The 19,318-nt window shown below is 57.5% G+C and carries 20 protein-coding genes; 7 read left to right on the top strand and 13 right to left on the bottom strand.

The features are described from left to right. Positions 1 to 106 precede the first annotated feature (106 nt). From yidC to AC2FJV_RS12300, 6 genes are all read left to right on the top strand, one after another. Entirely contained in the window at positions 107 to 1,936 is a 1,830-nt protein-coding gene (yidC, locus tag AC2FJV_RS12325; protein ID WP_496690412.1) for a membrane protein insertase YidC, read from the top strand. Then, positions 1,933 to 2,670, top strand: a complete 738-nt coding sequence (locus tag AC2FJV_RS12320) for an MOSC domain-containing protein (protein WP_496690413.1) — start codon at positions 1,933 to 1,935, stop codon at positions 2,668 to 2,670. The genes yidC and AC2FJV_RS12320 overlap by 4 nt, the downstream gene beginning before the upstream one ends. After that, complete coding sequence (yihA, locus tag AC2FJV_RS12315) at positions 2,667 to 3,320, top strand: ribosome biogenesis GTP-binding protein YihA/YsxC (protein ID WP_142639735.1); 654 nt, start codon at positions 2,667 to 2,669, stop codon at positions 3,318 to 3,320. Before AC2FJV_RS12320 ends, yihA begins: the two co-directional genes overlap by 4 nt. Positions 3,321 to 3,381: 61 nt before the next feature. Continuing rightward, a complete protein-coding gene (gene argB, locus AC2FJV_RS12310; protein WP_142639737.1) occupies positions 3,382 to 4,245 on the top strand; it encodes an acetylglutamate kinase in 864 nt (287 codons plus the stop codon). A 20-nt stretch (positions 4,246 to 4,265) separates the two neighbouring features. Next, positions 4,266 to 4,940 carry a ferredoxin gene (locus tag AC2FJV_RS12305; RefSeq protein WP_496713829.1) on the top strand — a complete coding sequence of 225 codons (675 nt, stop codon included), beginning with the start codon at positions 4,266 to 4,268 and terminating at the stop codon, positions 4,938 to 4,940. Continuing rightward, complete coding sequence (locus AC2FJV_RS12300) at positions 4,937 to 5,434, top strand: SixA phosphatase family protein (RefSeq protein ID WP_271951999.1); 498 nt, start codon at positions 4,937 to 4,939, stop codon at positions 5,432 to 5,434. Before AC2FJV_RS12305 ends, AC2FJV_RS12300 begins: the two co-directional genes overlap by 4 nt. Positions 5,435 to 5,481: 47 nt before the next feature. Here AC2FJV_RS12300 and AC2FJV_RS12295 read toward each other — a convergent pair whose 3' ends face one another. The 9 genes from AC2FJV_RS12295 to AC2FJV_RS12255 form a co-directional block, all read right to left on the bottom strand. Beyond that, on the bottom strand, positions 5,482 to 6,273 hold the full coding sequence (locus tag AC2FJV_RS12295) for an amino acid ABC transporter ATP-binding protein (RefSeq protein ID WP_142639743.1): 792 nt from the start codon (positions 6,271 to 6,273) through the stop codon (positions 5,482 to 5,484). A 12-nt stretch (positions 6,274 to 6,285) separates the two neighbouring features. Continuing rightward, positions 6,286 to 7,590, bottom strand: coding sequence for an amino acid ABC transporter permease (locus tag AC2FJV_RS12290; RefSeq protein ID WP_142639745.1), 1,305 nt, complete (start codon positions 7,588 to 7,590; stop codon positions 6,286 to 6,288). 1 nt (position 7,591) lies between these two features. Beyond that, entirely contained in the window at positions 7,592 to 8,860 is a 1,269-nt protein-coding gene (locus AC2FJV_RS12285) for an amino acid ABC transporter permease (protein ID WP_142639747.1), read from the bottom strand. A gap of 127 nt (positions 8,861 to 8,987) precedes the next feature. Then, a complete protein-coding gene (locus AC2FJV_RS12280; RefSeq protein ID WP_142639749.1) occupies positions 8,988 to 10,004 on the bottom strand; it encodes an amino acid ABC transporter substrate-binding protein in 1,017 nt (338 codons plus the stop codon). A gap of 206 nt (positions 10,005 to 10,210) precedes the next feature. Next, positions 10,211 to 10,918, bottom strand: a complete 708-nt coding sequence (locus AC2FJV_RS12275) for an ATP12 family chaperone protein (RefSeq protein ID WP_281973748.1) — start codon at positions 10,916 to 10,918, stop codon at positions 10,211 to 10,213. A 4-nt stretch (positions 10,919 to 10,922) separates the two neighbouring features. Then, the gene (locus AC2FJV_RS12270; protein ID WP_496713828.1) at positions 10,923 to 11,594 is read right to left on the bottom strand and encodes an HAD-IA family hydrolase; all 672 of its coding nucleotides are present in this window, start codon (positions 11,592 to 11,594) and stop codon (positions 10,923 to 10,925) included. Beyond that, the gene (locus AC2FJV_RS12265; protein ID WP_142639807.1) at positions 11,591 to 12,634 is read right to left on the bottom strand and encodes an RluA family pseudouridine synthase; all 1,044 of its coding nucleotides are present in this window, start codon (positions 12,632 to 12,634) and stop codon (positions 11,591 to 11,593) included. Before AC2FJV_RS12265 ends, AC2FJV_RS12270 begins: the two co-directional genes overlap by 4 nt. A gap of 109 nt (positions 12,635 to 12,743) precedes the next feature. Next, a complete protein-coding gene (locus AC2FJV_RS12260) occupies positions 12,744 to 14,057 on the bottom strand; it encodes a replication-associated recombination protein A (RefSeq protein ID WP_496713827.1) in 1,314 nt (437 codons plus the stop codon). A gap of 4 nt (positions 14,058 to 14,061) precedes the next feature. Beyond that, complete coding sequence (locus AC2FJV_RS12255; RefSeq protein ID WP_496713826.1) at positions 14,062 to 15,444, bottom strand: trypsin-like peptidase domain-containing protein; 1,383 nt, start codon at positions 15,442 to 15,444, stop codon at positions 14,062 to 14,064. Between the two features lie 657 nt (positions 15,445 to 16,101). Between AC2FJV_RS12255 and AC2FJV_RS12250 the strand changes: the two genes are divergently transcribed. Continuing rightward, positions 16,102 to 16,704, top strand: a complete 603-nt coding sequence (locus tag AC2FJV_RS12250; protein WP_496713825.1) for a TetR/AcrR family transcriptional regulator — start codon at positions 16,102 to 16,104, stop codon at positions 16,702 to 16,704. A 104-nt stretch (positions 16,705 to 16,808) separates the two neighbouring features. Here the strand turns inward: AC2FJV_RS12250 and rplQ are convergent, their stop codons facing one another. The 4 genes from rplQ to rpsM all read right to left on the bottom strand — a co-directional run bounded on the left by rplQ (position 16,809) and on the right by rpsM (position 19,253). Further along, positions 16,809 to 17,231, bottom strand: coding sequence for a 50S ribosomal protein L17 (gene rplQ / locus AC2FJV_RS12245; RefSeq protein ID WP_142639761.1), 423 nt, complete (start codon positions 17,229 to 17,231; stop codon positions 16,809 to 16,811). A gap of 117 nt (positions 17,232 to 17,348) precedes the next feature. Then, complete coding sequence (locus tag AC2FJV_RS12240; protein WP_281995981.1) at positions 17,349 to 18,365, bottom strand: DNA-directed RNA polymerase subunit alpha; 1,017 nt, start codon at positions 18,363 to 18,365, stop codon at positions 17,349 to 17,351. A 115-nt stretch (positions 18,366 to 18,480) separates the two neighbouring features. Continuing rightward, entirely contained in the window at positions 18,481 to 18,870 is a 390-nt protein-coding gene (rpsK, locus tag AC2FJV_RS12235) for a 30S ribosomal protein S11 (protein WP_037311698.1), read from the bottom strand. A gap of 14 nt (positions 18,871 to 18,884) precedes the next feature. Then, on the bottom strand, positions 18,885 to 19,253 hold the full coding sequence (rpsM, locus tag AC2FJV_RS12230; protein WP_142639766.1) for a 30S ribosomal protein S13: 369 nt from the start codon (positions 19,251 to 19,253) through the stop codon (positions 18,885 to 18,887). Positions 19,254 to 19,318 lie beyond the last annotated feature (65 nt).

Here is a 19,318-nt window from a genome sequence, read left to right as displayed (position 1 = left end):
AAAAGCCCAATCTGGAACCATAAGGCGGGCGAATCCGCTTGACCTTTGGGGCTGCACTCTGTTGAACCCACCGGGTGTGTTTCACTGCTTAAGGTGGCTGTCCCAGATGGACGATCAGAACAAGAATCTCATCCTCGCAACCGCGCTCAGCTTTGTCGTGATCCTGGTTTGGTTCGTGCTGTTTCCACCGCCCGAGCAAACCACCATTACTGATCAGGCTGAAATCAGCGCCATCGAAAGCGATGAGGTTCAGACCCCCAGCGCCTCTAGCGCGGGCACCGTAGGCGAAGCCACGGCGAGCGCAGAAGAAACGCTGCCCGGGTCCGAGGCCGCGCGGATCAAGATCGACACGCCCCGCCTTGAGGGCAGCCTGTCGTTGTCCGGTGGCCGCATCGATGAATTGTACCTGAAGGATTATAAAGTCTCGATCCAGGACGACGCACCGATTGTCGAACTGTTCTCTCCGGTCGGATCTGAATCTGCATATTATGCGCTCTACGGATGGGCGCCTGGCGCTGGTGTCACCGGCACGGACGTACCCGGGCCGAACACGGTCTGGATCGTCGAAAATGGTGAAACACTTGGGGTGAACGCTCCAGTTACGTTGAAGTGGGAGAATGGCAATGGCCTGACCTTCCGCCGTACCATCTCGGTAGACGAGAACTATATGTTCGAAGTCACACAAGCGGTGGAAAACAACACACAAGCCGAGGTCGGCATGGCGCCATATGGCATCCTCGCCCGCCATGGCATCGGCGAAGATGGCGACCTGCCCGGACTTAAGAATTTCTTCATCCTGCATGAAGGCGTGATGGTCATGGCCGACGGTGTTCTGGATGAAATCGACTACGGCGATGTGCGCGACTTTGACATTGATCCGAACGAACGGGCGCAAGCCGAGGTCTTTCAGGTCAAAGACGGTGGCTGGGTCGGCTTTACTGATCACTATTGGATGACCACCCTGATCCCGGCTGAGGGCACGACCTTCAAGGCAGCAGCCAAATACGATGCCCGTCGCAAAATCTATCAGACGGAAACTGTACTGCCGACATTGCTTATCGCACCTGGGGCTACTGAAGAGGTCACAACCCAGCTGTTTGCCGGTGCCAAGGAATGGGAAACCATTCGTGAATATCAGGCCGAAGGCGTTCAAAAGTTCATCGACAGCATCGACTGGGGCTGGTTCTATTTCCTGACCAAGCCGATCTTCTGGCTGCTGCACAACATTAACGCCCAGATCGGCAACATGGGCTGGTCGATTATCGGCCTGACCCTGATCATCAAGGCGATCTTGTTCCCGCTGGCGTTCAAGTCCTATGTCTCGATGGCGAAGATGAAAGAACTGCAGCCGCAGATGGAGGCCCTGAAAGAGGCCGCTGGTGACGATCGTCAGAAAATGCAGCAAGGTATGATGGAACTGTACAAGAAGGAAAAGGTTAACCCCGCCGCGGGCTGTTTGCCGATCCTGATGCAGATCCCGATCTTCTTCTCACTGTATAAGGTGATCTTCGTCACCATCGAACTGCGTCAAGCACCGTGGTTTGGCCCGTTTCAGGATCTCAGCGCACCGGATCCAACGTCAATCATGAACTTCTTCGGCTGGCTGCCTTGGGCCGGACCGCAACCTGACACCCTTATGGCGCTGATCTTCATCGGCATCCTGCCACTGTTGCTGGGGATTTCGATGTGGCTGCAGCAAAAGCTGAACCCGGCACCAACAGACGCGACACAGGCAATGATCTTTGCCTGGATGCCTTGGGTTTTCATGTTCATGCTGGGCAGTTTTGCCAGCGGCCTGGTGGTCTACTGGATCGCGAACAACACGATCACCTTCACTCAGCAATATCTGATCATGCGCAGCCAGGGTTATAAACCGGATGTATTTGGCAACATCAAATCCGGCTTCAAGCGCGCCACTAAGACGGATGAGAAATGACGGCTGAAGTCACCCATATTTGGCGGCATCCTATGAAAAGCCATGGCCGCGAAGCCGTGCAGACCGTGACAGTGACCCCCGGGCAGACCATGCCCGGGGATCGCGTTTGGGCGGTTGCGCACGAAGCGTCCAAGGCGGATGGCACGAAATGGGTGCCCTGCGTCAATTTCAGTCGCGGATCAAAAGCCCCAGACCTGATGGCCATTTCCGCCAAGCTGGACGGGGATATGCTGACCCTGACCCATCCCAATCGCCCCGATCTAACCTTTGACCCAGATCGGGAACAGGACGTGTTTCTGGATTGGGTGCGCCCGCTGATGCCCGCGGACAGGGCGGCATCTGCCCGGATCGTTCGGATACCAGGGCGTGGGATGACAGACAGCGATTTCCCGTCAATCAGCCTGTGCAACATGGCCTCTCACCGGGCGGTTGAGCAAAAACTGGGGCAAGACCTGTCAATCAAACGCTGGCGCGGTAACATCTGGTTCGATGGCCTGCCCCTATGGGAAGAATTCGACTGGCTCGACCGCGAGTTGCAAATCGGTGAGGCCGTGTTCCGCGTCCGCGAGCGGATTGTGCGCTGTTTGGCGACCACTGCGAACCCGGATACCGGCGACCGCGATGCCGACACTTTGGGCGCGCTGAACAGCTGGGGCCATCAGGATTTCGGCATCTATACCGAAGTGGTTCGCGGCGGGGTAATCTCGGTCGGTGACAAGGTGATACCGTTATGAGCACCCTACCCTTCCCTCTGGCCCAAGATCCCGATGAATTCTCGTTGGAGCGCGGGCGCAAGCTGTTTGCTGGCCCGTCCGAGTTTGTCAAAGGTGTCGTCGCCATGAGTGGGCTGCCCGACCCTGACCGCCTTGAGGTCTGCTTTGCGGGCCGCTCCAATGTTGGCAAGTCCAGTTTGATCAATGCGCTGACCGGAACCAAGGGGCTGGCGCGTGCATCGAACACGCCGGGCCGCACGCAGGAAATCAACTTTTTCACTCAGGGCCCAGAGCTGTATCTGGTCGACCTTCCCGGCTATGGCTATGCCAATGCGCCGGTTAAGGTAGTGGAAAAGTGGCAGCGGTTGCTGAAACAATATCTCAGTGGCCGACAGACCCTGCGCCGGGCCTTTGTCCTGGTTGACGCGCGCCATGGGGTAAAGCCTGTTGATGCCGAGATCATGAAGCTGCTGGACACCAGTGCCGTAACCTTTCAATGCGTGCTGACCAAGGCAGACAAGGTCAAGGCCAATGAACGCGAAAAGGTTCTGAACCAGGTCCGCTCGGCCCTGTCAAAACACCCCGCCGCTTTCCCCGAAATCGTGCTGACGTCGTCCGAAAAAGGGGATGGTATCCCAACGTTGCGCTCGATCATCACGCATCTGGAATAGCTTGGCCCTTGGCAGCACCTTTCAAAGGCCCTAACACGGTGGGCCAGAGGGACCTTTAGCCATGAAGACAAGAGATATGAACCGGGATTGGATCGCCACCGCCGCCACATTGAACAGCGCACTGCCCTATCTGCAGCGCTATGACGGGGCCATTGTCGTCATCAAGCTGGGCGGACACGCCATGGGCAGCGATGAAGCGATGGAGAGCTTTGCCCGTGACGTGGTTCTGATGCGCCAGGTGGGCATCAACCCGGTTGTAGTACATGGCGGCGGTCCCATGATCAACGCGATGCTGGACAAGCTCGATATCCAATCCGATTTCGTGAACGGTAAGCGTGTGACGGACAAGGCAACTGTCGAAGTGGTCGAGATGGTGCTCTCGGGCCTCGTGAACAAACGCATTGTTCAGGCCATCAACGGACAGGGAGGGACTGCGGTTGGCCTGTCGGGCAAGGACGCCAACCTGATGATCTGTGATCAAACCGATGCCTCGCTGGGGTTTGTTGGCTCTCCTTCCGAGATGAAACCCGAAATCCTGCACGATCTGTTTACGCATGACGTGATCCCAGTAATTGCGCCTCTGGGCGCCGGGCGCGAGGGTGAGACGTTCAACGTCAACGGTGACACCGCCGCCGGTGCCATCGCCTCGGCCTTGAAGGCAGACCGTCTGCTGTTGCTGACCGACGTATCAGGCGTCAAGAACGCTGCCGGAGAGGTCGTGACCGAGCTAAAAGCCGGTCAGATCCGCGAGATGACCCTGGACGGGACCATCGCAGGCGGAATGATCCCCAAGACCGAAACCGCGCTGGACGCACTACATAGTGGGGTGCGGGCCGTAGTCATTCTGGATGGGCGCGCGCCCAATGCGGTGCTACTGGAACTGTTCACCGAACACGGAGCTGGGTCGCTGATCCGACCCGATTGATCGACTGCGACGGAGGTGACATGACAGTTCAAACCGCACCTTCCCCGAACATTTATCAACGTGTCGACAGCGCGGCTGCTGAGGTTGGGCTTATCGTGATGGGTGCGTTACATCCTGGGCGCGCTAATGCCAAGCAATTGGACAGCGGCACCCTGATCCTGCTAGGTGCAGGGCCCACGTTCTGGCCTGTTTTGAAATCAGCCCCTGAATGGCAAGGTCCCGACCCTGTTGACCGGTGGTCGTACCGCGTCGTCAATCAGATGGCGCAGGATTTGGGGGGTCAAGCCTATTTCCCATTCGGTGGCCCACCCTATGTGCCGTTTATCGACTGGGCGCTGAAATCGGGGCGTACATTCAGCAGCCCGGTTGGCGCCTTGGTGCATGACACGGTCGGTATGATGATCTCGTATCGCGGCGCGCTGCATTTTGATCAGGAATTCGAGATTCCCGGTGCCCATAATTCATCGCCCTGTGTTACATGCGATGCCCCTTGCGCTCAGACCTGCCCAGTCGGGGCCCTGAACACCCACAGCTTCTATGACGTTGAGGCCTGCCACGGGCATCTGAACACAGAGCAGGGCCAAACCTGCATGACCGGTGGCTGCCTTGCGCGCCTGGCCTGCCCTCTCAGCCCCGGGGCCAGGCGGGACCCAGAACAGTCCGCCCACCACATGAGGTCTTTTCACACGTCATGACTCGCACTCTGATCCTGACCCGCCATGCCAAATCCAGTTGGGATGAGCCGACGCTCAGCGATCATGATCGGCCACTGAACAAACGTGGACGCTGCTCGGCACCTGCTGTGTCCGGCTGGCTACTCAGGAATGGCTGGCTACCGAATGAGGTGCTCAGCTCTACCGCCCTCAGAACCCGCGAGACGTGGGATCGAATGGGGCTGCAGGCCGATCTGATCCAGTTCGAACGCTCGCTGTATCTGGCCGGTCCCGATCTCATGATGCGGGCCCTGTCGCAGGCTTCTGGCCAAACCGTGCTGATGCTGGGCCACAACCCCGGGATCGCTGAATTCGCCAGACAGCTTGTGCGGCAGGCGCCAGATCACGGCCGTTTCGATGACTACCCGACCTGCGCAACAACAGTCATACAGTTCGAGATCAACTCCTGGGCCGCGCTTCGGTGGCACAGTGGGGATGTCTTGGGGTTCGTCATTCCACGCGAGTTGCCGGAGTAAAAAAGGCGGGGCAAAAACCCCGCCTTTCATGGTTCTTCCGATCGGGATCAGTGACCCAAAATCTGGCTCAGGAACAGCTTGGTCCGCTCGCTTTGTGGGTTGTTGAAGAACTCTTCTGGTTCGTTCTGTTCCACAATCTGACCGGCATCCATAAAGATCACGCGGTTGGCGACCTGACGGGCAAAACCCATCTCGTGGGTCACACAAAGCATGGTCATGCCTTCTTCGGCCAGCTCGATCATAGTGTCGAGCACCTCTTTGATCATCTCAGGGTCCAGCGCCGATGTAGGTTCATCGAACAACATGATCCGCGGCATCATGCAGAGCGAACGGGCAATCGCCACACGCTGCTGCTGACCACCCGAAAGCTGACCAGGATACTTGTCGGCCTGTTCTGGGATTTTCACCTTCTCTAGGAAGTGCATCGCACGCTCTTCAGCCTCTTTCCTGGGCGTCTTGCGCACCCAGATCGGGGCCAGCGTACAGTTTTCCAGAATGGTCAGATGCGGGAAGAGGTTGAAGTGCTGGAACACCATCCCGACCTCGGACCGGATCTTGTCGATGTTTTTCAGGTCATTCGACAGTTCCGTCCCATCCACCATGATCGTGCCTTGCTGGTGTTCCTCCAGCGCGTTCAGACAGCGGATCAGGGTGGACTTACCCGACCCTGACGGCCCCGCGATAACAATCCTCTCGCCCTGATTGACGGTCAAATTGATGTCGCGCAGCACATGGAAAGACCCATACCACTTGTTCATGTTGTTGATTTCGATGGCGACCTCGTCGCTCACCTGCATCTTGGATCGGTCGATTTCGCGGTCTATTGCAAGTTCAGACATGTGTTGAACTCCTTAACGATGGCCAGTCTGAAGCTTGCGCTCCAGATACATGGAATAACGGGACATGGAGAAGCAGACGACGAAGAACAGCGCGCCGATAAAAGCGAACAGTTCCCAGTAGATGCCGTTCCAAGCGGTATCAGCGCGGATCGCGTTGGCAAGGCCAAGCACGTCGAACAGTCCGATGATCGACACCAGAACCGTATCCTTGAAGATCCCGATGAATGTGCTCACGATGCCCGGAATTGAGATTTTCAGGGCTTGCGGCATGATGATCAAACGCTGTGCCTGCCAGTAGTTCAGGCCCAAACTGTCGGCGCCCTCGTACTGACCGCGTGGCAATGCAGCCAGGCCACCCCGGATCACTTCGGCCATATAGGCGGCTGAGAACAGGGTCATCATGATCATCACCCGCAGGATGATGTCAAAATTGGTGCCTGGTGGCAGGAACAGGTTCAACAGCAGCGAGGCCACGAACAGTAGCGTGATCAGCGGTACGCCGCGAATGAACTCGATAAAGCCCACACACATGTATTTGACGATAAGAAGGTCCGACTGACGGCCCAGCGCCAACACGATACCAATCGGCAGCGAGACACCGATGGCCACAACACCCAGCAGGATCGCCAGCATGAAACCACCGAACTGACGACTTTGCACGGCTTCGATACCGATCGGCAGGATCGAATCCATGGCACCAACGAAGTAGCTCGATAGAAACAGCCACCAGATCAATGCAGCCACTGCACCACCGATCATCCCGAGCAATTCGCTTTGTTGCTTGCTGACGACGGTGTAGACGGCCCAGCCGGCAACAAATCCAAGTGCCGCCGACAATGGCCCCCAGATGGTACCACCCCACATCAACCAAGGCATCAGGAAGGGGTAGATCGCGCTAAAGATCAGCAACTTGCTCGGAACACGGTCCGAATACAGCACTGGTGCCAGCGCAACCAGCAACAGAACAAGCGCCAGAATCGGCCGCCAGTACAGATGGCTCGGGTAGAATCCGAACAACAGCTGCAGCCAGCGATCATTGATGACAGCCCAGCAAGCATGACCATGGGTGTCTCCCCAGGTTGCCATCATGATCTCACGGCACTCAGTCAGTGAATTGGCATTCCAGACGGATTGGAACGTCCATGGCAGAACGCCCGACAACACATAGTAGATCGCATAGAGCGAAACCAAAGTCAGGATCGAATTGAACCAACCAGAAAACAGATTGTGCTTAACCCAACCTACTATTCCCACTTCGGACGCTGGTGGCGCTTTCTCCGGCAACATTTCCGCGCGGACAAATGAAACATCACTCATATTACCGCTCCACCAATTTGACACTATTGTTGTACCAGTTCATCACTGCCGAGATGCTCAGCGAGATGCACAGATAGACCAGCATCAGCAGTAGAACGCATTCCAGCTCGCGGCCGGTTTGGTTCATGGTGATGCCACCCAGGGTACCTGTGATATCCATATATCCCACCGCAATCGCCAGAGACGAGTTCTTGGTCAGGTTCAGGTAGTTCGAGATCATTGGCGGGATGATCACGCGCAACGCTTGCGGCAGGATCACCAGACGCATAATCCGGCTCGGGCGTATACCCAGCGCGGCGGCGGCCTCGGTCTGCCCCTTGGAAATGGCGAGAATTCCGGCCCGCACGATCTCAGCGATGAAAGCTGCAGTGTAAAGGGACAGGGCCAACCACAATGCGATAAGCGAGTTCCGCAAATGGGTGCCGCCTTTGAAGTTGAACCCTTTCAGTTCCGGGTATCCCAAATGGAATCCCAACGCAGTCAGCAGGATCAACATCGGCACAAACAGTATACCCAACTGAATGTGCCAGATGGTTGGGCGATCACCAGTTGCTTCCTGTTTTGCAGCGGCATTAGCGGATACTTTGCGCATCACAAAAATGCTGCCCGCCAAAACGACCAGAAAGGCGACCAGATCCAATGAAATGTCGAAGCGTAAGCTGGACGCACCAAACAAGTGGATATCGCCAAGACTGCGTGAAAACAGGAGCTCTGGGATATAGACACCGCGATTGGTGACGGCGACAGAGTTGAAAAAATCCATCGTGGCCGTCGGGGTTTCGCCTCGGAATGCATTGGGTGCCGGTAAACCTTCGATCAGAATGGCCATAGCCAGAACGATCCAAAGCAGCACAGGCACGTTACGGAACATCTCGACATAAACAGTCATGATCCGCGCGATCAACCAGTTGTTGGAAAGTCGTAATACACCAACGAAAACACCGATAATTGTCGCCGTGATACAGCCGAGAACTGCAACAACAAGTGTGTTAAGCAATCCGATAAACCCAGCACGCAAGTGGCTGTCTCGAGAATCGTATTCCAGCAGGCGTTGGTTGATATCGTAACTTGCAGGTTCGCCGAAGAACCCGAATTCTACGGGTTTACCAAGTGCTTCGAGGTTCTGAATGGTGTTGGAAATGATCCAGGCTGCCAAAAGCATGAAACCGATCATTGCAATGACCTGGATGGTCGCAGATCGGTACCGCGTATCGTAAAGGAGCATGGACAGCCGGAACTGCTCCTTTGGCGGGTCAGTGAGAGTCGACATGACCTATGTATATCCCCGTGTCATCCCGTTATGCGCAGACAGAGTTGATCTCTGTTCAATCTAACCGGGACTGTTTCTTATGGATTGAAAAAGGGCGCAGGATGAACTGCGCCCTCTTCAATGGATATTAGCGGAACGGCGGCGAGTACAGCAGGCCGCCATCGGTCCACTGACCGTTCAGGCCGCGTGCCAGACCGATTGGCGTTTCTTCACCGATGTTCTTGGCAAAGACCTCACCATAGTTACCACCCGCCTTGATAGCGCGCATTGCCCACTGTGCGTCCAGACCCAGCATCTCACCCAGAGTGCCTTCGCTGCCCAGCAGACGGTTCACTTCGGGGTTGTCGGTGCCAGCAGACATCTCGTCGATGTTCGCCGAGGTCACACCCAGCTCTTCAGCCGAAACCAGTGCGTTCAGTGTCCAGCGAACAACGTCGCCCCACTCGTGGTCGCCATGACGGACCAGCGGGCCCAGCGGCTCTTTCGAGATGATTTCGGGCAGCAGGATGTGATCACCGGGGTTTTCGAACGTGGCGCGAGTTGCGGCCAGGCCCGATGCGTCGGTGGTGTAGACGTCACATGCGCCAGCCAGATACTGCTGCTGCGCTTCTGCGTTGGTTTCGATCGGAACCGGCTCGTAGCTGATGTTGTTCGAGCGGAAGAAATCCGCCAGGTTCAGCTCGGTGGTGGTGCCGGTCTGGATGCAGACAGTCGCGCCGTCCAGTTCCTTGGCCGAGCTTACGCCCAGCGCTTTGGGAACCATAAAGCCCTGACCGTCGTAATAGTTTACACCGACGAATTCGAACTTCAGGTCTACGTCGCGGCTGAAGGTCCAGGTGGTGTTCCGGGCCAGCATGTCGATTTCGCCCGAAGCCAGCGCGGTAAAGCGTGTCTTACCTGTGGTCGGAACGAATTCAACGGCGCTTGCGTCACCCAGAACCGCAGCGGCAACGGCGCGGCACAACGAAACGTCAAAGCCCTGCCATTCACCATTTGCGTCGGGCGCGGCAAAGCCGACCAGACCGGTGGTCACACCGCAGTTCAGCTTACCGCGCGCCTTGACGTCGTCCACGGTTCCCGCCATGGCTGCGCCTGCGGCCAGACCGGCAACTGTGGCCGCGCCCAAGATTACGGATTTTTTCATTTTTACCTCTTCCTGATTGTCCATCCCGTTCAGGGACGGTTCTATCCGGCACCTCAGGTACCAGAAAGGTTTCCCCAAAGGTGTCTCCCCTTTAGTGCGCACGAGTTTGGTCGCATTCATAAACAAACGTCAAGGGTCGGATCAGGGAAAACGATGGATCAACTCACAGATGTCCATCAGAGCGGTAAAAATTCAGAAATCTAAGATCAATCAGAGACGTCGTAGAAGCGTTTAGCGTGTAAAAAGGCAGAACGTTTGACTTCGGCTGCTTCATGCGCCTCGTCGTCATGGCCCCATTGTTCGATTTGCCACTGCTCGTCCAACCGCGAAATCCGCCAGATCTCTTGCGCATCACACCAATCGGAAGTGGCCGCAAACCCAAGGATCAACGAGCCCGAAAGGCTGACCAGATCGTGGAAGGCAGCCAGTTGGAAGTTGTTGAAATCATGCACTCGCCGGCGCAACTGATCCAGCGCCGCCACGTCTTGCGGCTGATGCAGGATACCTGTGACGGGCTGCAGGCGAACCGACATGGCTTCCGCGGCCCAGTCCAACACCGGGTCCCACTGCTCAGCTTGCCGCTGCTGCAACTCTTGCGGGTGAGCGGCGCGATAGCACAGCAAATCCGAATCGCCATAATCGGCCAGCATGTCTGCAACTTCGGCGTGCTGAATCAGTACCTTGTCGATGGCTGCATTGGCCGAACGCGTGTAGGGCATCGTCCCTGGGTCAACCTGTTCTTCCTGCGCGTCCCATTCGGCCGCAACGGCCTGAGCCATCGGCAAGGTCGGCAGGATCAGTCCGGCCCGCGCAGGTGTTTTGACCCGACGACCGTCCAGTTCGACCGTAAATCCGCCATCGGCCTCGACCACCTGACATGCAGTCCAAAATCGTTTCGGTTTCCAGTCACTCATGTCTTCAGGTCCAGATATCGTCCAGTGCGCCCGGCAACTGGTCAAACGTTTCGATAATACGAGAGGCAGCGGCCAGGGCAGGCCGTTCGTGATACCCCCAGGTGACGCCAATTCCCGTGACACCGGCGGCGGCGGCCATATCCATGTCGAATCGGGTATCCCCGATCATGACAGTATCAACCGCATCGACGCAGGTTTCGGCCCTAGCCGCGTCGATCATCGAAGGATGCGGTTTTGACGGGTGGTGATCTGCGACCTGCCGGGTCACGAAATAGCCTTGCAGACCGTGACCTTCGATCAAAGCATCCAGACCACGTTGCGATTTGCCTGTCGCCACGCCCAGCAACATCTCGGGGATTGCATGCAGTGCCTCGATAACCTCACGGGCTCCGGGGTAGAGCGGCGAACTGCCCATTCCCTGTTCCAGCCGATGTGCGTGATAGGCCTGTTTATAGCCCTCTACCAACCGCGCCTGATCCACAGCAGAACACTCGGGCACCAACTGTGCCATGGCTTGTGGCAGAGATAATCCGACTATGGACAAGATCCCCGCCCTATCCGGTACCGGAAGAGACAAGGCATCAAAGCTGGCGGTCATGGCCGCGATAATGCTGCCCTGGCTATCGACCAGGGTACCGTCCACATCAAATAGTACCAGACGCAAGGGTCTGCTCATTGCAAAGACTCGAACGGATCATCCGCAGCCAGGTCTTCGGCCCATCCGAATGTGTCCCAGCTGTGTTTCATATGATCAGGCAAGGGTGCGGTAACAGTGATCTTCTTACGCGTCACCGGGTGCTGAAACGAAGCCTGCCGTGCATGCAGGTGCAGCTTTTTGCTGATCACACCGCCCAACTGCGCACCCCAGCCATCGCCAAGGTTCTCTTGACCCGAACCGCCGTATTTTCCATCCCCGATGATTGGGTGCCCAATCGCTGCCATATGCGCACGCAACTGATGGGTGCGGCCGGTGATCGGCTCCATCGCGACCCAGGCGGCGCGTCCGGCCACGCGGTATAGCGTAGCGTAAAGTGTATGGGCCCGCTTCGCGCCTGGCGTGTCGTTGATTTCGTTCAGATGAACGGGGATCATCTTTTCGCCCTCGCCCTGGCTGCCATGGCCCGGGGCCTTGACCAAACCGGTCTTGATCTCGCCCAGATAAGGGGTCGGCACCCCAGCGACCAGGGCCCAATATATCTTGCGCGTGTCCCGGTGACGGAAAGCGGCGGTCAGTGCTTTGGCGGCCTCGCGTGTGCGGGCCAGCAACAGCACGCCCGAGGTATCCTTGTCCAGTCGGTGCACCAATCGGGGGTTTTCGTCATATCCAAAGCGCAGCGCCTCGGACAGGCCGTCCACATGCCGGGTCTGGCCGCTGCCGCCTTGCACCGGCAAGCCTTGCGGTTTGTTCAGCGCGATCACGTGATCATCACGATAAATCACGCAAGCCTGCATCATCTTGGCATCCGCATCTGTGATCCGCGGTTTCACCTCGACCGGTTTGTGGTCCGCATCCGGCAGAGGTGGCACGCGTACAACCTGGCCGACCTCAAGCCGGGTCGAGGCCTTGGCCCGTCCGCCATCCACACGCAGTTCGCCCTTGCGGCACATTTTCTCGATGCGCCCCTGGCTGACATGCGGAAACAGACGCCGCAGCCAGCGGTCCACCCGCTGATCGCCATCCCCATCCGCAACCGTTATCATCTGCACGCCACTCATGCCATTGCCCCTTGCGCCGCGCGGCAGACCCGCCCGGACCACGCTGTAAACATTGTCCCAGAAAACATGCGCGTCTGTCGCGCGCATCGGCCAAAGAGTCAAGACGGTGCTAGTCTGGTTTCCGTTGCGAACGCAGCTTGGCAAAGTAGTCCAGCCGTTTCTTCAGCTCACGTTCAAACCCACGCTCGACAGGTTGATACAGAACAGGGCGCGATATGGACTCGGGAAAGTAGTTCTGCCCAGAAAACCCATCCTCGGCATCGTGATCATAAGCATAGCCCGCACCATAGCCCTGATCTTTCATCAAAGAGGTCGGTGCATTCAGAATATGTTTGGGCGGCGGCTCACTACCTGATTGCTTGGCCAGACGCATCGCTGCCTTGTAGCCCACATAGGCTCCATTCGATTTCGGCGCCAGAGCCAGATAGACCAGCGCCTGCGCCAAAGCCAACTCGCCTTCGGGACTGCCCAGCCGCTCATAGGTTTCCCAGGACTGCAGACAGATCGCCTGAGCCTGCGGATCAGCCAGACCAATGTCCTCGACCGCCATTCGCGTGATCCGGCGCGCCAAATACCTTGGGTCCTCGCCTCCCGTCAGCATTCGCGCGAACCAGTACAGCGCGGCATCGGGGTCGGACCCCCGCACCGATTTATGCAGGGCCGAGATCAGGTTGTAATGCTCATCCCCCGACTTGTCGTATTTCGTAGCACGGCGCATGAGCCGGGTTGACAAAGCGTCAGTGTCTAGCGGGCCATCCACTTTCCACGCGGCCACCTGTTCGATCAGGTTTAACAGCGCGCGCCCGTCGCCATCGGCCATTTCCTGCAGCGCACCTCGGGCCGCAGAGTCCAGTGGCAACCCACGGTCCAATTCCTGCTCAGCGCGTTGCGTCAGGCGTTCTAGATCGGCAGGGCTGAGCCTTTCCAACACCAACACCTGCGCCCGGCTGAGCACAGCGGCGTTCAGCTCGAACGATGGATTTTCCGTGGTCGCCCCGACCAGGAGGATCGTACCATCCTCCATATGCGGCAGAAACCCGTCCTGCTGCGCCTTGTTGAAGCGATGGATTTCGTCAACAAACAGCAACGTCCCCTGCCCGTTCTGACGCCGGATCTTCGCAGCTTCGAACACTTTCTTCAGGTCGGGTACACCAGTAAAGATGGCACTGATCTGCACAAAATGCAGGTCCGTCTCTTGCGCCAAAAGCCGCGCGATCGTGGTCTTGCCGACGCCGGGCGGCCCCCAGAATATCAGGCTCGACAGACTGCCCGAGGCCAGCATCACGCCCAAAGGCGCATCCGGGCCCAACACCTGTTCCTGCCCGATCACCTCGGCCAGCGTTTGCGGGCGCAATCTGTCGGCCAGCGGGCGATGTACAGGCGGCGCAGGGTCAGATGACCCGGTATCGAAAAGGTCACTCATCCGGTCACAGCCTGAACCGCAGGGAAACCGGCCGCCCGCCCCTGAGGATATCCAGATTGATCCGACGCCCCGGATCGGTCAGCGCCTTCACGACATCAGCAGGTCGCTCGACCCGCGCGCCGTTTATCCCATCGACCACATCGCCCGGACGCAGCCCGGACCGACCGCCATAGCGGCCCGCGTCGACCACAACCACCCCCGTCTGCGACAGCAAAAGCCCCAGCCGCGCGATAACAGCAGGGTTGATCCGCGACACGGTCAGGCCTGGCATCACGGTTTCATCGTTCAGCGTCGTCACTTCCGCTGCCGGAACCTCGGGCGCTTTGACCAAAGCGACCTCAAGTTCAGCTCGGTCCTCGCCGCGCAGTCGCGTCACCACCGACGTGCCGCCCACACCGGCCACTGACATGCGGAATTTCATCTCTGCCGGCGAGTTCACCTCATCCCCGTCGACATGGGTCACGACGTCCCCAACCTGCAACCCTGCCTCGGCCAACGGGCTGAGCGCATGGAGATCCGAAATCACCACACCCTGCGGGATGACCAAGCCCAGAGACTCAGCGATATCCGCACTCATGTGCTGCCCGGCCATTCCGGCCCAGGGGCTGACAAAACTGTCATTGCCGGCCTGCGCTTGTCGCAGGAATTCGGCAACCAGATTGGCAGGGATGGCAAAACCGATCCCGTTCGATCCGCCAGAACGTGTCAGGATCGAGGTGTTGATGCCAATCAGATCACCGTTCACATCGATCAGCGCCCCGCCCGAATTGCCGGGATTGATCGCCGCATCCGTCTGAATGAAATAGCCCCGCGCATTGCCCGTGGCCGTACCGGTCCGCGCCAACCCCGAGATAATGCCCGATGATACCGTCTGCCCGACGCCGAACGGGTTGCCGATGGCCAGAGCCAGTTCACCCACCTCAACCAAATCGGAATCCCGCATGTCGATCGAAGGCAACGCCTCGGCATCTTTCAGACGTAGAATGGCGATGTCGCTTTCCTGATCGCCCAGAACCACCTCAGCCGAAAACTCGCGCCGGTCCGTCGTGACGACCCGTATTTCGGTCGCCGAACCCACGACATGGTAGTTTGAGACCACATAGCCGTCATCCGTCAGAATCACGCCGGACCCCAGTGAGTTCTGAAGGCGTGGTCGCGGTTCGCCAAAGCCGCCGCCAAAGAAATCCTGAAAGAACGGGTCAGAGAACAGTGAATTCGAGCGCCCTTCGCGCACGATCTTGGCGTAGATATTCACCACAGCCGGCGCGGCCTGTTTCACCACCGGCGCAAACCCTAGGCTGATTTCGGCCTGAGAACGTGGCACCCTGGTTTCCGCCGCGGCAGAGGCAGACAAAAGCGATAAAGCGAAGGCCGTGGCGCGAAGCATCATAGTTCCCGAAAATTTTTGGACTGTTTTGGATATGCGGCGCGATGTCTGGGTTTGCAAGCGCGGTATTGGAGTTTCTGCCAGACTTCAGTCATCACCACCCTGACAAGATAAAGCCAGTCCAGCCACATTTGACCTGTCCGACCGCCTGACTACGACGTTCATAGTCAGACGGTTAGGTATTAGCTGAGCTGTCTCGGTTTCAAGCGAACCGATCTGTATGCCAAAACGACAAGCGTAAGTATGGCCCCCTGCCCTACGAGTACTGCGGGCCAGATCAGGGGAAACTGCGCGTCTGCGTACTTTTGCGGTCCGAAGGAAACCGAAGCAAGAAGTGCTGCTAAAAGTGTCAGGCATATACCGGCCTTTGTTTCCGTGGCGCCAAGGAGGATCGCAGCGCAGGCTGCGCTGAGTGCGGCTCCAATAAAAGGCGCGATCCCAAACAGTGGTGTAGCTGTGGGCGGATGTGGCGGTACTCCGGCATAGAGAGCGCTCAGCATAACGATCTGCAAAACGATAAGTGTCAACAAAGCAGCATTGGCCGCCCGATCTTTCTCATAAATCAAATTCGCCTCCTTTTTCCGTAACAAAGTGTACGGTTGCATTAAGCCGTAACCCAATGTACGGCTTAGTGTCAACACCATTCAGGAGGCCAGATTGAAAGATCACCTACGCACTGCCAGGCAGGAACAGATCGAAACAGCGGCTTATGAACTGCTCGCAGAAAAAGGTTTCGCGGGAACTTCGATGCTGAGCATCGCCAAACGTGCCCGCTGCTCAAACGAAACGCTCTACAACTGGTATGGCGATAAGCTTGGCTTGTTCCGCACCATGGTGTCACGAAACGCTGCGGAAGCAAAAACGTTGCTTGAAAACGCGCTTGCACAGCGTGAAGTCTCGATCGAAACACTCGACGCCTTTGGGCCGGTATTGCTGGATATCATATTGGGCGAGAAGGCAGTTTCTCTGAATCGCGCGGCCGCAGCTGACGCAACCGGCCAACTAGGTAAAGCCTTGTCAGAGGCGGGTCGGGAAACGATTTCCCCTCTCCTGGCACAGCTGTTTGAAGCTGCCAGAACCAATGGAGAGCTAATCAGCAGCGACGATATTTCGGACGTGGTTGATTTGTATTTGGGATTGTTGATTGGTGATCTTCAGATCCAGCGCGCGATCGGGCGCACAGAAAAGCCCGATCCGGGAACATTGGCAAGGCGCGCCGAAGCAGCAACCAGACATTTGCAAACGCTTCTCGGGCCCTGACTAAAGCTGACACATACCAAGAGCAGAGCGGACTTGCGACTGGCTCCATAAGAAAAACCCCCGCGTCCGAGACACGGGGGTTTTCACATGAAAGCCAGGCTTTCTTATTCTTCGTCTGCGGCCTCTTCGGCGGCGGTACGCGCTTTGTCTGCAGCGCCTTTGGCGTCCAGATCGCGGTCAACGAATTCGATTATCGCCATCGGGGCCATGTCGCCATAGCGGAAGCCTGCTTTCAGGATCCGGACATAACCGCCCTGACGCTCGGCGTAACGGGGGCCCAGGATTTCAAACAGCTTTGCGACGTCTTTGTCTTCTTTCAGCTGCGATGCGGCCTGACGACGGGCGTGCAGGTCGCCGCGCTTGCCCAGAGTGATCAGTTTTTCAACGATCGGGCGCAGTTCTTTTGCCTTGGGCAGAGTTGTTTTGATCTGCTCATGTTCGATGAGCGAGCCAGCCATGTTCGCAAACAGAGCCTTGCGGTGCTCATGAGTACGGTTCAGGCGGCGGTAACCACGTGCGTGACGCATTTTCTAGTTCCTTCTTTAGCGTTTTGCTTTGTCTGGCCGGCGATGCGTGTCACCGACTCTCCTTGGGGCAAGATCGCCCTTGATTCCCCGGCAGCCCGGGCATTGGGGAAGACGCGCTTAAAACGCGTCTTCGAATTTCTTCGCCAGATCTTCGATGTTGTCGGGCGGCCAATCCTCGACATCCATGCCAAGGTGCAGACCCATGCCGGACAGCACTTCTTTGATCTCGTTCAGCGACTTGCGGCCAAAGTTCGGGGTGCGCAGCATCTCGGCTTCGGTCTTCTGGATCAGGTCGCCAATGTAGACGATGTTGTCGTTCTTCAGACAGTTTGCCGAACGGACCGACAGTTCCAACTCATCTACCTTCTTCAGCAGCAGCGGGTTGAATTCCAGACCATCATCCTCGTCCTGACGACCAGCCGCTTCCGGCTCATCGAAGTTGACGAAGATCGACAGCTGATCCTGCAGGATGCGTGCGGCATAGGCCAACGCGTCCTCGGGGGTGATCGAACCGTCAGTCTCAATCTTCAGGGTCAGCTTGTCATAGTCCAGAACCTGACCTTCACGCGTCGGCTGAACATCATAGGCGACCTTTTTAACCGGCGAATAGATCGCGTCGATCGGGATCAGGCCGATAGGTGCGTCTTCTGGTTTGTTCTTTTCAGCCGAGACATAGCCCTTACCGGTGTTGACGGTCAGTTCCATGAACAGGTCGGCACCATCATCCAAGTGACAGATGACGTGATCGCGGTTCAGAACCTCGATGCCAGCGCTTTCGCTGATGTCGCCTGCGGTGACGATTGCCGGTCCTTTTGCATTGATCGACAGACGCTTGGGGCCTTCGACCTCCATGCGCAGGGCGACCTGCTTTAGGTTCAAAATGATGTCGGTGACGTCTTCACGCACGCCTGCAACCGAACTGAATTCGTGCAGGACGTTGTCGATCTGAACGCTGGTGATGGCCGCACCTTGCAGCGAGCTCATCAGAACGCGGCGCAGGGCGTTGCCCAGTGTCAGACCAAAGCCACGCTCCAGCGGTTCTGCAACCAGCGTTGCCTGGCGCGCAGGGTCGTTGCCCGGCTTGCTTTCCAGCTGGGTTGGCTTGATCAATTCTGCCCAATTCTTGTGGATCATGTAATCCCTCCATTCCTGTCCGCGCCCCATGACCAACAAGGTGCAGACGCCCGAGGTTCAAAATGACGTGCTGGGGCCGTGCAAAAACGCGGGCCCCAGCTCAATTCTAATTCGCTTAGACGCGGCGGCGTTTCGGCGGGCGACAGCCATTGTGAGCGATCGGCGTCACGTCGCGGATCGACGTGATGTTGAAGCCCACTGCAGCCAGTGCGCGCAGAGCCGATTCACGACCCGAACCGGGGCCCTGAACTTCGACTTCCAGCGTCTTGACGCCGTGATCCTGCGCCTTTTTACCTGCGTCTTCCGCAGCCATCTGAGCAGCATACGGTGTAGATTTACGCGACCCTTTGAACCCCATGGTCCCGGCCGACGACCATGCAATGGCGTTGCCTTGCACGTCTGAGATCAGGATCTTGGTATTGTTGAAGGTCGAATTCACATGGGCCACGCCCGATGCGATATTCTTGCGCTCTTTTTTCTTGGTACGAGTCTTTTCGCGTGCCATCAGTCAGACCCCCCTTATTTCTTCTTGCCAGCAATGGCCTTTGCGGGGCCTTTGCGGGTACGAGCGTTGGTATGGGTACGCTGACCGCGAACGGGCAGGTTACGACGATGGCGCAGACCGCGATAGCAGCCCAGATCCATCAGGCGCTTGACGTTCATCTGAACTTCACGACGCAGGTCACCTTCAACGGTGAAGTTAGCGTCGATATGTTCACGGATGGCCAGAACTTCGGAATCCGACAGCTCATTGACGCGACGGTGCGCTTCAATGCCTACGGCTTCGCAGATGGCCTGCGCCGAGGTGTTGCCGATACCGGTGATATATGTGAGGGCGATAGGTACCCGCTTTGCAGTCGGGATGTTTACGCCGGCAATACGTGCCACGTGTCACTTTCCTTTTTGTTGCGGTTCCGTAGCTCCGGAACCTTTTTTCACAACACTTGACCGTG

The sequence above is a fragment of the Ruegeria sp. CDSA241 genome (assembly GCF_059611265.1).
Note: the sequence above shows the minus strand (reverse complement) of the source record. Positions and strands in the feature narration are given on the sequence as shown.

Bases quoted from the DNA above. Each gene is read 5' to 3' on its own strand.
- AC2FJV_RS12265 (WP_142639807.1), bottom strand. From the start codon at position 12,634: ATGAGTGGCGTGCAGATGATAACGGTTGCGGATGGGGATGGCGATCAG.
- rplQ (WP_142639761.1), bottom strand. From the start codon at position 17,231: ATGCGTCACGCACGTGGTTACCGCCGCCTGAACCGTACTCATGAGCAC.
- argB (WP_142639737.1), top strand. From the start codon at position 3,382: ATGAAGACAAGAGATATGAACCGGGATTGGATCGCCACCGCCGCCACA.
- rpsK (WP_037311698.1), bottom strand. From the start codon at position 18,870: ATGGCACGCGAAAAGACTCGTACCAAGAAAAAAGAGCGCAAGAATATC.
- AC2FJV_RS12280 (WP_142639749.1), bottom strand. From the start codon at position 10,004: ATGAAAAAATCCGTAATCTTGGGCGCGGCCACAGTTGCCGGTCTGGCC.
- AC2FJV_RS12260 (WP_496713827.1), bottom strand. From the start codon at position 14,057: ATGAGTGACCTTTTCGATACCGGGTCATCTGACCCTGCGCCGCCTGTA.
- AC2FJV_RS12300 (WP_271951999.1), top strand. From the start codon at position 4,937: ATGACTCGCACTCTGATCCTGACCCGCCATGCCAAATCCAGTTGGGAT.
- AC2FJV_RS12295 (WP_142639743.1), bottom strand. From the start codon at position 6,273: ATGTCTGAACTTGCAATAGACCGCGAAATCGACCGATCCAAGATGCAG.
- AC2FJV_RS12290 (WP_142639745.1), bottom strand. From the start codon at position 7,590: ATGAGTGATGTTTCATTTGTCCGCGCGGAAATGTTGCCGGAGAAAGCG.
- AC2FJV_RS12270 (WP_496713828.1), bottom strand. From the start codon at position 11,594: ATGAGCAGACCCTTGCGTCTGGTACTATTTGATGTGGACGGTACCCTG.
- AC2FJV_RS12285 (WP_142639747.1), bottom strand. From the start codon at position 8,860: ATGTCGACTCTCACTGACCCGCCAAAGGAGCAGTTCCGGCTGTCCATG.
- AC2FJV_RS12320 (WP_496690413.1), top strand. From the start codon at position 1,933: ATGACGGCTGAAGTCACCCATATTTGGCGGCATCCTATGAAAAGCCAT.
- yihA (WP_142639735.1), top strand. From the start codon at position 2,667: ATGAGCACCCTACCCTTCCCTCTGGCCCAAGATCCCGATGAATTCTCG.
- AC2FJV_RS12275 (WP_281973748.1), bottom strand. From the start codon at position 10,918: ATGAGTGACTGGAAACCGAAACGATTTTGGACTGCATGTCAGGTGGTC.
- yidC (WP_496690412.1), top strand. From the start codon at position 107: ATGGACGATCAGAACAAGAATCTCATCCTCGCAACCGCGCTCAGCTTT.
- AC2FJV_RS12255 (WP_496713826.1), bottom strand. From the start codon at position 15,444: ATGCTTCGCGCCACGGCCTTCGCTTTATCGCTTTTGTCTGCCTCTGCC.
- AC2FJV_RS12240 (WP_281995981.1), bottom strand. From the start codon at position 18,365: ATGATCCACAAGAATTGGGCAGAATTGATCAAGCCAACCCAGCTGGAA.
- AC2FJV_RS12305 (WP_496713829.1), top strand. From the start codon at position 4,266: ATGACAGTTCAAACCGCACCTTCCCCGAACATTTATCAACGTGTCGAC.